General features: G+C 38.2%; 19 protein-coding genes. 11 read left to right on the forward strand and 8 right to left on the reverse strand.

Features of this window, described 5'->3' with window-relative positions:
- The first annotated feature begins 371 nt into the window (after positions 1-371).
- Entirely contained in the window at positions 372-863 is a 492-nt protein-coding gene (locus ACMZ42_RS12625; RefSeq protein ID WP_415731740.1) for a DUF6584 family protein, read from the forward strand.
- A gap of 351 nt (positions 864-1,214) precedes the next feature.
- Here the strand turns inward: ACMZ42_RS12625 and ACMZ42_RS12630 are convergent, their stop codons facing one another.
- The 5 genes from ACMZ42_RS12630 to ACMZ42_RS12650 all read right to left on the reverse strand — a co-directional run bounded on the left by ACMZ42_RS12630 (position 1,215) and on the right by ACMZ42_RS12650 (position 4,826).
- Positions 1,215-1,514 carry a hypothetical protein gene (locus ACMZ42_RS12630; RefSeq protein WP_370075057.1) on the reverse strand — a complete coding sequence of 100 codons (300 nt, stop codon included), beginning with the start codon at positions 1,512-1,514 and terminating at the stop codon, positions 1,215-1,217.
- A gap of 140 nt (positions 1,515-1,654) precedes the next feature.
- Positions 1,655-2,437: an MBL fold metallo-hydrolase gene (locus ACMZ42_RS12635; RefSeq protein ID WP_370075056.1), complete on the reverse strand. Its 783-nt coding sequence runs from the start codon at positions 2,435-2,437 to the stop codon at positions 1,655-1,657.
- 212 nt (positions 2,438-2,649) lie between these two features.
- The gene (locus tag ACMZ42_RS12640; RefSeq protein WP_415731687.1) at positions 2,650-3,264 is read right to left on the reverse strand and encodes an aspartyl-tRNA synthetase; all 615 of its coding nucleotides are present in this window, start codon (positions 3,262-3,264) and stop codon (positions 2,650-2,652) included.
- A gap of 195 nt (positions 3,265-3,459) precedes the next feature.
- Positions 3,460-3,930, reverse strand: coding sequence for a VanZ family protein (locus ACMZ42_RS12645; protein ID WP_415731688.1), 471 nt, complete (start codon positions 3,928-3,930; stop codon positions 3,460-3,462).
- The gene (locus ACMZ42_RS12650; RefSeq protein ID WP_415731689.1) at positions 3,927-4,826 is read right to left on the reverse strand and encodes an aldo/keto reductase; all 900 of its coding nucleotides are present in this window, start codon (positions 4,824-4,826) and stop codon (positions 3,927-3,929) included. Before ACMZ42_RS12650 ends, ACMZ42_RS12645 begins: the two co-directional genes overlap by 4 nt.
- 76 nt (positions 4,827-4,902) lie before the next feature.
- Here ACMZ42_RS12650 and ACMZ42_RS12655 point away from each other — a divergent pair, with 76 nt between their 5' ends.
- The 3 genes from ACMZ42_RS12655 to ACMZ42_RS12665 all read left to right on the forward strand — a co-directional run bounded on the left by ACMZ42_RS12655 (position 4,903) and on the right by ACMZ42_RS12665 (position 7,076).
- Positions 4,903-5,439, forward strand: a complete 537-nt coding sequence (locus ACMZ42_RS12655) for an NUDIX domain-containing protein (protein ID WP_370075052.1) — start codon at positions 4,903-4,905, stop codon at positions 5,437-5,439.
- 72 nt (positions 5,440-5,511) lie between these two features.
- On the forward strand, positions 5,512-6,024 hold the full coding sequence (locus ACMZ42_RS12660; protein WP_415731690.1) for a hypothetical protein: 513 nt from the start codon (positions 5,512-5,514) through the stop codon (positions 6,022-6,024).
- Positions 6,025-6,611: 587 nt separating this feature from the next.
- A complete protein-coding gene (locus tag ACMZ42_RS12665; protein ID WP_132363163.1) occupies positions 6,612-7,076 on the forward strand; it encodes a Fur family transcriptional regulator in 465 nt (154 codons plus the stop codon).
- Between the two features lie 71 nt (positions 7,077-7,147).
- On the opposite strand, the gene ACMZ42_RS12670 is transcribed toward ACMZ42_RS12665, so the two are convergent.
- Positions 7,148-7,561, reverse strand: a complete 414-nt coding sequence (locus tag ACMZ42_RS12670) for a TcaA NTF2-like domain-containing protein (protein WP_415731741.1) — start codon at positions 7,559-7,561, stop codon at positions 7,148-7,150.
- Positions 7,558-7,854 (reverse strand): TcaA 3rd/4th domain-containing protein, encoded by a 297-nt coding sequence (locus ACMZ42_RS12675; RefSeq protein ID WP_415731691.1) that lies wholly within the window; start codon positions 7,852-7,854, stop codon positions 7,558-7,560. Before ACMZ42_RS12675 ends, ACMZ42_RS12670 begins: the two co-directional genes overlap by 4 nt.
- A gap of 85 nt (positions 7,855-7,939) precedes the next feature.
- Here ACMZ42_RS12675 and ACMZ42_RS12680 point away from each other — a divergent pair, with 85 nt between their 5' ends.
- The 4 genes from ACMZ42_RS12680 (at position 7,940) to ACMZ42_RS12695 (ending at position 12,094) form a co-directional block, all read left to right on the forward strand.
- On the forward strand, positions 7,940-8,545 hold the full coding sequence (locus tag ACMZ42_RS12680) for a hypothetical protein (RefSeq protein ID WP_415731692.1): 606 nt from the start codon (positions 7,940-7,942) through the stop codon (positions 8,543-8,545).
- Between the two features lie 114 nt (positions 8,546-8,659).
- Entirely contained in the window at positions 8,660-9,562 is a 903-nt protein-coding gene (gene xerD / locus ACMZ42_RS12685; RefSeq protein WP_402872013.1) for a site-specific tyrosine recombinase XerD, read from the forward strand.
- 85 nt (positions 9,563-9,647) lie between these two features.
- Positions 9,648-10,829 (forward strand): phosphopentomutase, encoded by a 1,182-nt coding sequence (deoB, locus tag ACMZ42_RS12690; RefSeq protein WP_415731693.1) that lies wholly within the window; start codon positions 9,648-9,650, stop codon positions 10,827-10,829.
- A gap of 14 nt (positions 10,830-10,843) precedes the next feature.
- Positions 10,844-12,094: a thymidine phosphorylase gene (locus tag ACMZ42_RS12695; RefSeq protein WP_370075045.1), complete on the forward strand. Its 1,251-nt coding sequence runs from the start codon at positions 10,844-10,846 to the stop codon at positions 12,092-12,094.
- Between the two features lie 970 nt (positions 12,095-13,064).
- Here ACMZ42_RS12695 and ACMZ42_RS12700 read toward each other — a convergent pair.
- Positions 13,065-13,859, reverse strand: a complete 795-nt coding sequence (locus tag ACMZ42_RS12700; RefSeq protein ID WP_415731694.1) for a hypothetical protein — start codon at positions 13,857-13,859, stop codon at positions 13,065-13,067.
- 351 nt (positions 13,860-14,210) lie between these two features.
- Here ACMZ42_RS12700 and spoIIAA point away from each other — a divergent pair, with 351 nt between their 5' ends.
- Genes spoIIAA through sigF form a run of 3 tightly spaced genes read left to right on the forward strand, consistent with a single transcriptional unit; the run spans position 14,211 to position 15,799 of the window.
- Entirely contained in the window at positions 14,211-14,564 is a 354-nt protein-coding gene (gene spoIIAA, locus ACMZ42_RS12705; RefSeq protein ID WP_370075042.1) for an anti-sigma F factor antagonist, read from the forward strand.
- Positions 14,557-14,997, forward strand: a complete 441-nt coding sequence (gene spoIIAB / locus ACMZ42_RS12710; protein WP_370075041.1) for an anti-sigma F factor — start codon at positions 14,557-14,559, stop codon at positions 14,995-14,997. The genes spoIIAA and spoIIAB overlap by 8 nt, the downstream gene beginning before the upstream one ends.
- A gap of 10 nt (positions 14,998-15,007) precedes the next feature.
- Positions 15,008-15,799 (forward strand): RNA polymerase sporulation sigma factor SigF, encoded by a 792-nt coding sequence (sigF, locus tag ACMZ42_RS12715; RefSeq protein ID WP_370075040.1) that lies wholly within the window; start codon positions 15,008-15,010, stop codon positions 15,797-15,799.
- The last annotated feature ends 13 nt before the right edge of the window (positions 15,800-15,812 follow it).

The following is a 15,812-nucleotide window of genomic DNA, read 5'->3' on the forward strand; positions in this document are numbered from 1 at the left end:
TTAAAGTAATGCACTTAATATTTCTGGACCTATATACAATGTGCAACATTATAATGCGATATTTTTAAGCTGAACTAATTTTGATATAGTTCGGCTTTTATTTGTGTTTAAAGACATAGTCTGAAAATATAATATATACAATTTTCTCCACTAGTTATACAAGTAACTGGGCATATTAGTTGAATGGGGAAAAAATTACATATATATAACAAGGCCATACATTGTTAAGATTTGATAGGTCAAGTATTCCATGGAAAGAAATTAGTGCGGGAGCGTTTCTCCAACAAGTGGAGACGTTTTTTTACTAACCAAGCAGTATACTATTGAAAAATAATATGAGTAAAGAATTAGGATAAAAGAGGGTGTTTTTTATTGAAAAGAAAATTTCAAAGACTTTAAAAGGCATAGAAGAGGATATTAAAAATGATGATTTGGGGAAGGCAAGGGATAGATTACACGGGTTAATATCAACCTTTCCAAATGAATTAGAACTCCGTAAAAAGTTGGGAGACATTTATTTCGAGTTAAAATATCCTGCAATGGCTGGTCGATACTGGTATTTAGAAGAGAATAAGACTCCATTAATGGTACATGCGTGTATTGAATTTGAAAAATCTATGGGAAATGACATTAATAATATAGCAAGAGCTTTAAAGTATAAAGGCGATATTGAACTTTTAAAAGGAATGGAATTAGACCCAGCACTTTTATATAAAGTAAAAGAAAAATTAGTAGAAGAACCAGATGTTCCAATAGAATTTAAAGAAGATAAATTGATTATTTTGGGTTGTCTTTCAATAATAATTTTAATATTTATTTTTGCATTAGTTGGAGTTTATACATTTTTTAAATGGATATTTTAAATTAAAATTAATAGAGGATAATAGAAAGAAATTTTTTCTAACGAGGTGTAATAGCTGAAAGTGAGGCTGTATTTGACGGATTTTTTAGTAAAAGGATAAGGTAAAAAGATTTAAAAGAAAAATATTTCTAAATCTGCAGCGTTTTTCTTTAATAAAGGCTACAGCTTAGGTAAAGACATCGCATTTCCTTATAACTCTGATTTAAAAAAAGTATTAAAAACTTTTCTAAAAGCAAGTCGAAAAGATCTATATGATTATTGGCGTTCAGATTTTATAAAGCGAAGTCTTTACGACAAAAAAATTAACAAATTGATGAATTCATAACTTCTCTTCTTCAACTAACTGGGTGCGTTAGTTGAACAGTGGAGCTATGAATAACATTAGAATAGAACATAAAATTAGAGAATTACTAACTCTTTTTGGAAGCTTTACTTTTCCTGGTCCTTTATAAAATCCGGAAAATTGAAATTTATTTCTGTATAACACGAAAATTAAAATAAGAATTGAAATACCAACTAACCAACCACCATTGGTATGATCTACATTTATCCCTAAACTCGCATAGATTAATTTCACCAAAGTCCCCATCATAGCACCTAGAATTAATAAAATTCCAGTTATTCGTATTAACTCCAAAAGTAATCTAAACATAAATCAAGTCCCCTTCGATTTTTATATTAAAATTTCTTTATAATAAGGGAATTCCCATCTTTTTGCGTCGGTTAATCCGATACGATGCTACACATGCCTGCTACTTAAACTGGCCTGCACCTTTCGTTCAATAAGAACCGTTAAAACTGTACGCTAAAACCATTAAATTTATGGATTCCAGTACCGAATTTAGTAAGTTTATTTTCATTCAAAAACTTAACTGCAATTTTTACTTCTTTTAAAATTTTTGGTTCAAGCCCTAAAGTATTATGTGAACCGTAAACCATTGAAACGTTTGGTATCTCTGAAATTTTTTTCAATGAATTGACTAAATCAACAGGGTTTGTTGAAGGATAAAAAGCATATATAGGGGTTTCATCATATAGTAAATCCCCTGTAAACAAATAACCGTTTGTTTCATCGAAAACACAAATATGACCAGGAGAATGTCCCGGAGTATGATAGATGACTAATTTTCTATTACCTAACTCAATTACATCACCATCAACTAACAAATCTGTAGGTTCCCCTTGAAATGGTTGATATGTGTCTGGATTAAATGTATTTGGAGTAGGTAATGTTATATCTCTACTAATATCTTTTCTAATTTGCCCTATTGACAAGCCTTTTATTCCATTCACTAACCAATCTTTATCTCCCTCATGAACATAGATTTTTTCAAATTCTCCATGACTTCCGATATGATCAGTGTGGACATGAGTTGTAATGACCTCAATCGGAAATGTAGTCAATTGGTCAGTAATTCTCTTAATGTTATCAATTCCAAGGCCAGTATCAATTAGTACCGCTTTTTGATTACCCAATAATAAAAATGAATGCACCTTCTCCCAATGTCCATATTCACTAATTGCGTAAGTATTCCAATCAATTTGTTGCACAGTAAACCATGAATCTTTAATCATCCATTACCTCCAAAAAATTATTTTACTTCCTTATTTGTTCTATAGTATAACCCAGTATCCTTTTGCCACTTATTGAACTAACCTGCGTCGATAGTTCAATAAAGAAAAAAGAGCTGCCTATATAACTCAAGCCCCTGTTAGTTACAATTAACGCCCTCTGCATTTATTTTTTCTTTCTTTTAACTTAGAACGAAATAACATCTATAAGTTATTTATAAATCAATTTCATCTAGCACTTCTTCTGTGGATTTATTAATTAGTTTGATTGTTCCTTCTTCTAGAGCAGTGTCACTTTCAAAGTACCAAATATACAATCCTTTTAATTGATATTCTTCTAAGACTTCAGCAGGTAACATTTCTAAATTTAGTATTGTAGCATTTTTATCATCAAGTTGAAGAAGTCGGTCATCGCCATCTTTAATTAATCCAAATAGTAGATTTTCACCATATCCTTGATAACCGTTTAATTTTTCATAATTTCTTTTATTATCCATAGGGCCCCAAGCAAGGAAGTCTGCTTTCCATCCCCAAAGTCCTTTTCGTACATACGTAGCTCCTAGATTATTCTTATCTTTTATGAAAAAGAAAAGAGCATTACTGTTTATTTTATAGGCTGGAATTAACGCTAAATCTTTTTCAACGGCAAATATAGCTTCTTGAGGTTCTGGATAGGAAATAGATTTGTCAGAAACGAACCATATAACAGTAATAAAAATTGCTATCACTGCAAATGCGATAACTGTATTTTTGTTTAAAGTGCCTTTTTTCATTTGAACACCTCTATTATTTACCATTATTTTACCATAAAAATCTATGTCTCTCTTCAACTAACTTGCCCCATAGTTGAATAACCGATAGAAAAATTACTATATTTTTTAAAAATATTTTAGACTTCTTTAAACACAAATAAAAGCTGAACTAATATCAAAATTAGTTCAGCTATAAATAATAATGTTGCACATTGTATATAGGATACCGATCGATCTATTAAGTATATTACTTTAACTCTTTTTAATAATTTTTTAAAACGCCCTTTGTCTTTTAAAAGTTTTCCTCACCAACACGACAATCCCAACAAAAACAATCGCTCCAGCTGTATCCAAAATAACATCCTGTCCGCTCATCATGCGTTCTGGTATAAAGCTTTGACGGATTTCATCAAGCGTTGCTATTAGAGCTGTCCCAGCAATAGCGACACCTGCGGCGAATCGACGTTTTCCCCATGCGAAGAAAATACCAAGTGCGATACAGCCGAATCCAACAAAATGTGTTAATTTTCGAATTAAAAATTCTACAAACTTAAAGTAACCACGTTCTTCCACAGAAACAACTGTGTCCCAATAAGGAATTTTTAACACAGATAATTGCTTTTCAAACGGTTTATTTGCTAATACTTGCTCCAACTCAGGAATAATAGACTGTTGTTCATAGGTCATATTAGAGGAGATTGCAAGTACTACTAAAAATGCTATTAAGATAAGCCATTTTTTCATCGGTGCTCCATATATTGGTCGGCTTTTGTTAGCTCTTTTATTGCTTTAAAATCTGTTATTGAATCCATTTTTTCATAGGCAACGAGTGTTTGTGCCAACTGTTCCTGTGAGCTTGCACCAATCACTGTTGAGGCTATAGTAGGTTCCTTTAGATTAAAGGCGATTGCTAGTGCATGTAAATCGTCATAATGTGAAGATAAGCCTGTTAATACTGCTGTTAATTCGTCCGCTGTATATGTGTTAAAGCCGTTGACACGTTGTAAACGTTCTTTCCAGCTATTTGTTAGTAAACCTTTTGCAACAGTCCCGCGTGTTACAACAGAAGCCCCTTCACTTGCGATAAAGTCGAACCATTCTTCTGGTCGACGGTCTAAAGCACTGTATTGCATCATGACACTTTTAGCGGAGCTTGCTGGTAAAAAACGCTTTAGTACATTTGGTCGAATAGAGGAAATGCCATATTCTCGAATCAATCCATCTTTTTTCAACTCTTCAAAAGTGTTGATAATGCCATCCCAATCGTCCTCAATCGTTCCACCATGTAATTGATAAACATCAATATAGTCAGTTCCTAGTCGTTTTAAGCTAGCGTGGAGAGCTTCCTTTATATAAGACGGAGATGCATCCCAATGCCAACCTTCTACACCTTCTGTCCATCGATTCCCAACTTTCGTAGCGACTATAACATCCTGACGACGTTTCCCTAAAATAGCGCCAATAATTTCTTCATTTGCCCCAAAATCATATAAATCGGCTGTGTCGATGTAATTAATGCCAGCATCTAGTGCCATAGCGACGATTTCAGCAGCCTTTTTCTTATCTGTCGAAAGTGACATGCCCCCTAAACTAATTTCTGAAATAAACAATTCACTTGAGCCAAGCTGTCTTTTTTTCATGCCAATGCCCTCCTTCGATTTCTCTACTTGTAATGGTACAATGAACATATCTGAAGAACAAGCGAGGTTATAGTCAATGAAAAAGTTTGAGGAAAAAACGACAAAGACTACACCCATTTATGACGGGAAAATTGTGAAACTACAGGTTGATGATGTCACTTTACCGAATGGTAATGTTGCAAAAAGGGAGATTATAAAGCATCCTGGTGCAGTTGCAGTTATTGCTGTTACCGATGAAGGAAAGTTAGTATTAGTGGAGCAATATCGCAAAGCTTTAGAACGATCAATTATTGAAATACCAGCTGGCAAGCTAGAACCTGGTGAGGAGCCGATTGAGACCGCGCGCCGCGAATTAGAGGAAGAAACAGGTTACGGTGCACAATGCTTAACTTATTTACAAGCGTTTGCAACATCCCCAGGCTTCGCAGATGAGATCATCCATCTATTTGTGGCAAAGGATTTATATAAAATTGAAAACAAAGCAGATCTAGATGAGGATGAATTTGTCGAATTATTAGAAGTTTCGTTGGAAGAAGCGGGGCAAATGGTTGCAGATGAGCGTATATTTGACGCCAAGACAGCATTTGCAGTACTTTGGCTTGCGGCACAATAAGAAAATATCTTTAGCATAATAGAAGCGGACGAGCATAAGCTGTACAAACCTTGATAGAAAAGGAGCATGTTTATGTCTCGTACGGTGTCTATATTTTATCACGCATCCATCATTGCTGTGAGTTTCGTTTGTGGCGTTATCTTATTTCATATTATTGGTGGGCCGAATGCAGAGCCTTTTATTTCATTTATAGAGCCTCGATTAACAAATGGGGACAGGCATTCTCTATTTCGTTTAGTGCTACCTGTTGCTGTTTCAATAGCGCTTGTACTATTGCTTGCAACACATAGTGTCCTGAAGGTTCTAGTACGTGTAACAGTGGCGATACGTGCTACCTTTTTTGGCTTTAGCTCTGTTTTTTTATTACAGAAGCTTGAAGCTTTCTGGGTTTATACGATTTGGTGGTTTCCATTTCAGCTTATCTATTGTATATTGTTGCTAAACCTATGCAATTTACTTGTGCCAGCTTGGTCAAAGAGAAAAATCGGGAAAATGATACATGGTCGGACAATTTTGTTGAATTTTATCGTATTTTTCATCATAATAGTGGCTGAGTTTATTGTTATTTCTTATGTATTAAATTGATAAGTACAACATGAAAATGGCTCATCACCAAAGGTTGTGGATGGCATTTGTTAAAACGTATACCTTTTATAAAGTTGATTGGAGTGAAGACTGGACGCCCCCAGGAAAGCGCCCAGTTAGAATGGAAATCAACCACATGTTATGGTGATGAGCTATGAAAATTTAACTTCTTTCAGCAATTTTTTTCTGTAGCGAAAGCAAAGCGACAGCTACAAATGTTTTGTGTAACGTAAGTGAAACGGCAGTTACAATTTTTTTCTGTAGCGAAAGCAAAGCGACAGCTACAATTGTTTTGTGTAACGTAAGTGAAACGGCAGTTACAATTTTTTCTGTAGCGAAAGCAAAGCGACAGCTACAATTGTTTTGTGTAACGTAAGTGAAACGGCAGTTACAATTTTTTTCTGTAGCGAAAGCAAAGCGTCAGCTACAAATGTTTACTGCGCGAAAGCGAAGCATCAGCGGCAATTATGCCGAGGCATAATTGATTATCAGGTAAAAACATACAAAAGCATATTCGAAATATACTCACTATCTTGTAATAGGATTTACTCCTTTGGTATAATGGAAAGAGTTTAGGGGGGCGTCACATGGAGAGCCGAATTGATCGTATAAAAAAACAGTTGCATAGTGCTAGTTATAAGCTGACGCCGCAGCGAGAAGCAACAGTTGCTGTACTGCTTGAGCACGAGGAAGACCACCTAAGTGCAGAAGATGTTTACCTTTTAGTAAAAGAAAAGGCACCGGAAATTGGTCTAGCGACTGTCTATAGAACGTTAGAATTACTAACTGAGCTCAAAATTGTCGACAAAATCAACTTTGGCGATGGCGTTTCGCGCTATGATCTACGCCAAGAGGGAGCTGCGCATTTCCACCATCATCTAGTTTGTATCGAATGTGGTGCGGTTGATGAAATTCAGGAAGATTTACTTGAAGATGTGGAAGCCGTTGTTGAAAAACGTTGGAACTTTATCATAAAGGATCACCGACTAACTTTCCACGGCATTTGCTGGCGCTGTCATGATAAAAACGACGAGGTATCAGAAGAAAAGTAAAAAAGATGTCCCAAAAAGTATTATGACTTTTTGAGACATCTTTTTTTATTAGCAAAATTTTGTTGTTTTATTTAATCCGAAATTTTATTTTTAATAACTTTTGAACGGTCTTGGATATCTGTAATACGTAACGTATCATTTGATAATTTCATTGTGTAACGTTTTTCGCGCTGGTATGACCAAGTACCATCTTCAGTTTGATAGAAATCGAAAATTTCTGTTGAATCAAGAATGATTGTGGATGGATCAGTAGCATATATCTTGTCAATCATATTAGATTTGAAATCATAGGAATAGTAACCGAATGTGTTATGGTCGGTTACGAATTTACTGTAATCTTTACGTATTTGTGTACCTTCTAAAAAATAATCCTGAACATAACTAAAATCAGCATTTTCTAAAGCGTACTTGTAGTTATTACGGAAATCATAGAAGAGTGAACGAGCCGAGTCTTCATATTCAGATAAGAATGTTTGCGTTGCTATTTGATTTGCTTTTTTTCTTCTTCAACTTTTTGTTTAGCCTGTACTGAGGTAAATTGAAGGTGATTTTCCGTATTATTCAGTGTAATAATTTCGGATTTTTCTTCTTGTCTATCTTGTCCTTTTTTAACAGCATATACTTTAACAGAATCATCTAGCTTTGCAGCAAAAAGTTTAACATCTTGTGCTTTCTTTCCTGTACTTTTTCCGTTAATAAATACAATTGCATCTTCAATATCAGATGTAAGATGTATCTGATAATCAGCAAGATCTACGACTATCTTATCAATTGTCATATTTGGGTTTACTGCAATTTTAACTTATTTTAATAAATCTATTTTTGAAAAGTTGAGCTATCAAGTAAAATATGTCCAATATGCTATGTTTTCTGTAGCAATTACATGTATTGGGTTACTTATTAATTTCTTAAACATTTATTTTAGTTTGGATAAAAAGGGTTTAGAATCAGAATTGCCAGAGGGATTAGTTGGAACTGTTTCGATTTTTAGTAGTATTTATATGGGTACTTGGAATTGGATATGTACGTTTTTTTCAAAGCTACATCTGAATGTATTAAGTGATGGTTTGTCAGAGAGCATATCCTACAGCCTTTTTGGGAACGATAAATCTGGTGTATATAATTCTTACTTTTTAAATAGTTTATTTGAAGAAGGCAAATTTTCGGTATTGCCTTCATTTATATTAGTACTAATCACGATCTTATTGATTAGTGCAGCAGGCTATATATTATATATTGTCCATCGTATGAATTGGAAAGAATGTTTGACTTTTGCCGGTATATTTACAGCGCTACAGTTGATGCTTATTTATTTTGTGAATATTCAGCTCGATTTTGAAGCTACCGGTAAAATAGTTCAGTTTTCATTTGCGTTTGAAATGATTGCAACAGTGTTACTTGTTTTTATCGTCTCTTTTGCAAGTTTTGCCGCTGGTAGTTTTTTGCGACAGTATCAATTGAAAAAATAAATAAACTGCCTCCCTTATGTTGAAAGTGAAGGGAGGTTTTTTTTTGTAGAGAAAGCATTTGGTTTATTGAACATGTTAATATGAAAGATAATAGATTGTTAAGGGGGCGCTGTGATGAATGAATTTCAATATGCAATAGAGGATTATATCCACTTTATCCAAGTAGAACGGCAATTATCTGATAATACATTAGCATCCTATCGCCGAGACTTAGAAAATTACGTGAATTTTTTGCGGGAAGTAGAGGGAATGTCTGATTTTCGTAAAGTGGAAAGGACGACCATTTTGCGCCATCTAGAGCAGTTGCGTATGCAAGGAAAGACAAGTCGTACTGTTGCCCGCCATATTTCCTCCATTCGCAGTTTCCACCAATTTTTACTCCGAGAAAAGCGAGCAGAAACAGATCCAACTGTCCATTTAGAAATGCCGACCATTGAGCAAAAGCTACCAAATGTCCTTTCTATTGAAGAAATAGAAGCTTTATTAGCGACACCAAATCGCAGCAAACCACAAGGCATTCGCGATGTGGCAATGTTAGAGCTATTATATGGGTCAGGGATGCGCATTAGTGAGCTGATTGCATTGGATTTAGCAGATATTCACTTAACAATGGGCTTCGTACGCGTTTTTGGTAAGGGTGGCAAGGAACGTATCATTCCCCTTGGAAAAAGCGCCCTTTCTGCATTAAGTACTTATTTAGATGGTGCACGAAGTCAATTACAAGGGAAATCTCCAAAAACAGAAGCTTTTTTTATCAATCAAAGAGGAAAACGTTTAACAAGGCAAGGTTGTTGGAAATTAATGAAGGAGCACGCTTTAAAAGCAGGCATCCAACATGAATTAACGCCACATACATTACGTCATTCCTTTGCAACACATTTAGTGGAGAATGGTGCGGATTTACGAGCAGTTCAAGAGATGCTTGGACATGCCGATATTTCCACAACACAAATTTATACACATATTAGTAAATCCCGACTATCAGAGGTTTATAAGCAATTTCATCCACGTGCTTAAGAGAAAAAAATATCGGTCGGAGGTCTGACCTTTATTTTTCGTTGTTTTTTGGTAAAATAGAGACATGAGATTAGGAGGCAAAATTATGAATAAACCATTTGAAAAAATCCATGTAGTAGTATTGGACTCAGTTGGAATTGGTGAAGCTCCAGACGCAGTGAATTTTGGAGATGTAGGTTCACATACTCTTGGACACATCGCTGAAAAAATGAATGGGCTTACAATGCCACATATGGAGTCTTTCGGCTTAGCAAACATTGAACCGTTACAAGGTATGCAAGCTACCGACAAACCAAAAGCATATTTCGGAAAAATGCAAGAAGCATCTGTTGGTAAAGATACAATGACAGGGCACTGGGAAATCATGGGTTTGAATATTGATAAACCGTTTAAAGTGTATCCAGAGGGATTCCCTGCTGAACTAATTGCAGAGCTGGAAGAACGTACAGGCCGCAAAGTTCTTTGCAATGAACCAGCAAGCGGAACTCAAGTAATCGAGGACTTCGGCAAGGAGCATATGGAGACAGGAGCGATTATTGTCTATACATCTGCTGACCCTGTTTTGCAAATTGCTGCACATGAAGAAATTATTCCACTAGAGGAATTATATAAAATTTGTGAAATTGCTCGTGAGTTAACATTACAACCAGAATATTTAGTTGGCCGTGTTATTGCTCGTCCATTTGTCGGTACACCAGGAAACTTCGAACGTACGTCTAATCGTCATGACTATGCGTTAAAGCCATTTGGTCGCACAACGATGAATGTCTTAAAGGATGCAGACTTAGATGTTATAGCAATCGGAAAAATCTCTGATATTTTCAACGGTGAAGGTGTCACTGATGCAGTACGTACGAAAAATAATACGGATGGTATGGATAAGTTTGCAGAAGTAGTACGTCGTGATTTCCATGGTATAAGCTTCTTAAACTTAGTGGATTTTGATGCGAATTTTGGACATCGTCGTGACCCACTAGGTTATGGTAACGCACTACAAGAATTTGATACACGTTTACCAGAAATTACTGAGGCAATGACAGAAGATGATTTACTAATCATTACGGCTGACCACGGTAATGATCCAACATTCCCTGGGACAGACCATACACGTGAATATGTACCGTTAATTGTCTATTCACCACGCTTTAATGGTGGTAGCGAGCTAGCACTTCGTGAAACTTTTGCAGATATTGCAGCAACAGTTGCTGAAAACTTCAAAGTAGAAGCACCAGAGTTTGGTAAAAGCTTCTTAACAAATCTGAAGTAAGGGGGATTTTCGATATGAATATGGCGCAACTATTTGAAAAGAAAAAGCAAGGCAAGGAGCTATCACAAGCTGAAATTCAATATTTTGTAGAGGGTTACACTACTGGTGCAATTCCTGATTATCAAGCAAGCTCCTTACTAATGGCAATCCGTTTATTGGGTATGACATATGATGAAACATTTTATTTAACAAAAGCAATGATAGAATCTGGAGATGTTATTGATTTATCTTCTATCGAAGGTTTTAAAATTGATAAACACTCGACAGGCGGTGTAGGCGATAAAGTTACACTAATTGTTACGCCAATTATTGCTGCACTAGATATTCCAGTGGCGAAATTTAGTGGTAAGGGTCTAGGCATTACAGGTGGTACAATCGATAAATTAGAATCGATTCGTGGCGTTAAAACAGAGCTTTCATCACAAGAATTTATCGACAATGTCAATAAACATAAAATTGCAGTGGCTGGTCAAACAGGTAATCTTGTACCAGCTGACAAAAAATTATATGCATTACGAGATGTGACGGGTACTGTCGATTCCATTCCACTTATTGCCGCGTCTATCATGAGTAAGAAAATCGCAAGTGGTGCAGACGGCATTGTACTTGATGTTAAATGTGGCTCAGGCGCATTTATGAAAACAGAAGAAGAAGCGCAGGTTTTAGCTGATACGATGACTGCAATCGGTGAAAAGCTAGGGCGTAAAGTAGTTGCGCATATTAGTGATATGGATAATCCACTAGGTAAAATGATTGGCAATAAGCTTGAAGTAGTAGAAGCATTTGCTTTATTAAGTGGCCGTATGGACGAAACGCATGAGGATCTGCTTGAGGAATGTATTATTATTTCTTCGCTTATGTACCAAGTTGCAGCAGGTGTAAATGAGACTGAAGCAACAGCTGCTGTTAAACGAGTGTTAGAGGATGGTTCAGCAGCTTCAAAATTTGAAGAATTTATCGTAGCTCAGGGTGGCGATTTAGCAGATATCGTGCAAAAAGACACAGCAAATAAAGTAGCTATCAAAGCAACTACTGAAGGCACTGTAGGGACGATTAATGCTTTATTAATCGGGGAAGCTAGTGTTGGTCTTGGCGCAGGTCGATTAACTAAGGAATCTGAACTTGATTATGATGCTGGTATTCAATTGATTGCCAAAAAAGGCGATCATGTTCGTGCTGGCGAAACGATTGCTTATTTATATTCGAATAGTCAAATCGATGAGGAAACAATCGAAAAAGTACTGAAGGCTTATACAATTGCATAAATAATACGAAGCGAGAACTCTCTTTGATAAAGGGGGTTCTCGCTTTTTTTTTGTTCTGTGGAAAGGCGGAGAGTCTTTGTGGCGGACTGAAGTGGCGAAAAGGAGCTAAGGCGGCGGATGGATGAGGCGGAGTGACGGAAGGAATAGTCTGAGCGACGGAAGGAAGGTTCGAAGCGACGGAAAGAAGATTCGGAGTGACGGACGAATAGTCAGAATCGTGGATAGAACCGACAAAGCGACGGAAAGAAGAGCCAGGGTGGCGGAAAGAAGAGCCTGAGCGAGGGAAGAAAGGATCGAAGAGAAGGAAAAAAGTCAGAGCGACGGAAAGAAGAGCCGAAGAGACGGAAGGAATAGTCTGAGCGACGGAAGTTAGGGTCGAAGCGACGGAAAGAAGGGCCGAAGTGACGGAAGGAATAGTCTGAGCGACGGAAGGAAGAGTCGGAGTGACGGACGAATAGTCAGAATCGTGGATAGAACCGACAAAGCGACGGAAAGAAGAGCTGGAGCGACGGAAAGAAGAGCCAGGGTGGCGGAAAGAAGAGCCTGAGCGAGGGAAGAAAGGATCGAAGAGAAGGAAAAAAGTCAGAGCGACGGAAAGAAGAGTCGAAGTGACGGAAAGAAGTCAGGGCGACGGAAAGAAGAGTCGGAGTGACGGAAGGAATAGTCTGAGCGACGGAAGGAAGGTTCGAAGCGACGGAAGAAGTCAGGGCGACGGAAGGAATAGTCTGAGCGACGGATAGAATAGTCGGAGTGACGGAAAGAATAGTCAGAGCGACGGAAGGAAGGTTCGAAGCGACGGAAAGAAGTCAGGGCGACGGAAAGAAGAGTCGGAGTGACGGAAAGAAGAGCCGGAGCGACGGATAGAGCAGCCAGAGTGACGGAAAGAAGAGCTGAAGTGACGGAAAGAAGTCAGGGCGACGGAAAGAAGAGCTGGAGCGACGGAAGGAAGGTTCGAAGCGACGGAAAGAAGTCAGTGCGACGGAAAAAAGAGCCGAAGAGACGGAAGGAATAGTCTGAGCGACGGAAAGAAGAGCCGAAGTGACGGAAAGAAGAGCCGAAGTGACGGAAAGAAGAGCCGAAGTGACGGAAAGAAGAGCCGAAGTGACGGAAAGAATAGTCGAAGTGACGGAAAGAATAGCTGGAGCGACGAAAGGAAGGTTCGAAGCGACGGAAAGAAGTCAGGGCGACGGAAAAAAGAGCCGAAGAGACGGAAGGAATAGTCTGAGCGACGGAAAGAAGGGCCGAAGTGACGGAAAGAAGAGCTGGAACGACGGAAAGAAGAGTCGAAGTGACGAAAAGAAGCTAGAAGAGCGACGGATAGAAGAGCCAGGGTGGCGGAAGGAAGAGCCTGAGCGAGGGAAGAAAGGTTCGAAGCGACGGAAAGAATAGTCGGAGTGACGGACGAATAGTCAGAATCGTGGATAGAACCGTCAAAGTCGTGGATAGAAGTGTCAGAATCGTGGATAGAACCGTCAAAGTCGTGGATAGAAGGATCAAAATCGTGGATAGAACCGGCCAAGCGAAGGATAGAAATCAGAGCGACGGATAGAACAGCCAAAGTCGTGGATAGAACCGACAAAATGATGGATAGAACAGCCAAAGTCGTGGATAGAATCGACAAAGCGACGGATAGCAAAAAACATCGTGCTGTTGCTGCCGCTACGTTGCACAACGCTTTCGCACAGTCAAAACACGTTGCTGCCGCTACGTTGCACAACGCTTTCGCGCAAAAAACACCTGCTGCTGCCGTTTCGCTTTCGCGCAAAAAACATCTGCTGCTGCCGCTTCGCTTTCGCGCAAAAAACATCTGCTGCTGCCGCTTCGCTTTCGCGCAAAAAACATCTGTTGGCCCAAGCGGCTCATCGGATGCCCCCAGGAAAGCGCCCAGACGGAACGGAAATCAACCTTACGTTATTATAATGACCCAATGATTAAAAATTTTTGTAAAAAGAGTGTCTCACGTTTAAAAAATGTTGATTTATCCCATACTGCATTTAACCAAAAAAGCTATAAGTATGTCGATTTGACACTATTTCGGAAGACTTTGCACTAGTTCTGTCAGCCGCAAGGAATCACCACATTGAATGTGGAATTGCACGAGGAGGAGGCGATGTTCATGCATTTTCAATTAGAGATGGTAACAAGAGAGACAGTAGTTGTACGTTTATTTGGGGAGCTCGATCATCATGCAGTAGAGCAAATTCGAGCTAAAATTTCTACAGCAATTTTTCAAGGGGCTGTAACGACCATTATTTGGAACTTAGAGGGGCTTTCCTTTATGGATAGTTCAGGTGTAGGTTTAGTACTTGGTCGAATGCGTGAGTTAGAGGCAGTCGCAGGACGAACAATTTTATTGAATCCATCGCCGACAATGCGGAAAGTGTTTCAATTTTCAGGTTTAGGGCCGTGGATGATGAATGCAACTGAAGAGGAAGCGATTGATCGAGTTAGGGGGATTGTAAATGGATAACGAAATGACATTAACTTTTTTAGCAATTAGTGAAAATGAAGCCTTAGCGCGTGTAGCGGTAACAGGTTTTATCGCACAATTAGATCCAACAATTGATGAGCTATCCGAGTTTAAAACGGTTGTCTCAGAGGCAGTTTCTAATGCCATTATTCACGGTTATGAAGAGAATGGTAAGGGTGTTGTTACAGTTCATGCAAAACGTGAGGATGATATTGTAACAGTGTCTGTTATGGATAAAGGTATGGGTATTGAGGATGTTAGCCAAGCGATGGAGCCGTTATTTACGACGAAAGGTGCGATGGAACGTTCAGGTATGGGCTTTACCATTATGGATAGTTTTTCAGATCAGTTGACAGTAATGTCCAAGTGGCAAGAAGGTACAACTGTCACGTTTACGAAGAAATTTTACTCAGTTCGCACACCGGTAATGTGAGGATGCGATCTTGAAGCCGCTAGAACAGTCGTCCGATAAGCTATTGTCACAGGGAGAAATGCGAGATTTAATTGCACGTGCACAGCAGGGCGATCATGAGGCTCGTAAACGAATGATTGAAGGAAATACGAGGCTTGTGTGGTCTATCGTCCAACGTTTTGCAAGCAGGGGCGTGGAGCTCGAGGATTTATTTCAAATTGGCTGCATAGGGCTCATGAAGTCTGTGGATAAATTCGATCTAACGTATGATGTTAAATTTTCGACATATGCTGTACCAATGATCATCGGAGAAATTCAGCGCTTTTTAAGAGATGATGGTATGGTGAAGGTTAGTCGATCTATTCGTGAGCTTAATTTTAAAATTCGTCATGCAACTGATGAATTCATTAAAAAAAATGAGCATCCACCAACCATTCATGAGTTAGCACAAGCTCTTGGTGTCACCTCTGAGGAAATTGTAACAGCTTCCGATGCATTAAGAGATCCTGCTTCCTTACATGAACAATTGTATGAGAGTGAAGGGGATTCTATTACATTAATGGATCAGATGAAGGACGAAAAATCTGAGCAGCCATTTGACTATATACCACTAAAAGAGGTGCTCACAAGACTTGAGCCTAGAGAGCAATCCATTATTTATTTACGGTATTTTTCAGATTGTACCCAAACTGAAATTGCTAACAGGCTCGGGATATCTCAAGTTCAGGTATCGCGATTAGAGAAAAAGATTCTTGCTCAATTAAAAAATTGGATGGCCACAAGTGCCACAGTTGAAGAGGAAGAAGTAAAAAAAGACATCTAAGAAAATGGTGACA

The organism is Lysinibacillus sp. NPDC056185 (assembly GCF_047737915.1).
Classification (GTDB): Bacteria; Bacillota; Bacilli; order Bacillales_A; family Planococcaceae; genus Lysinibacillus.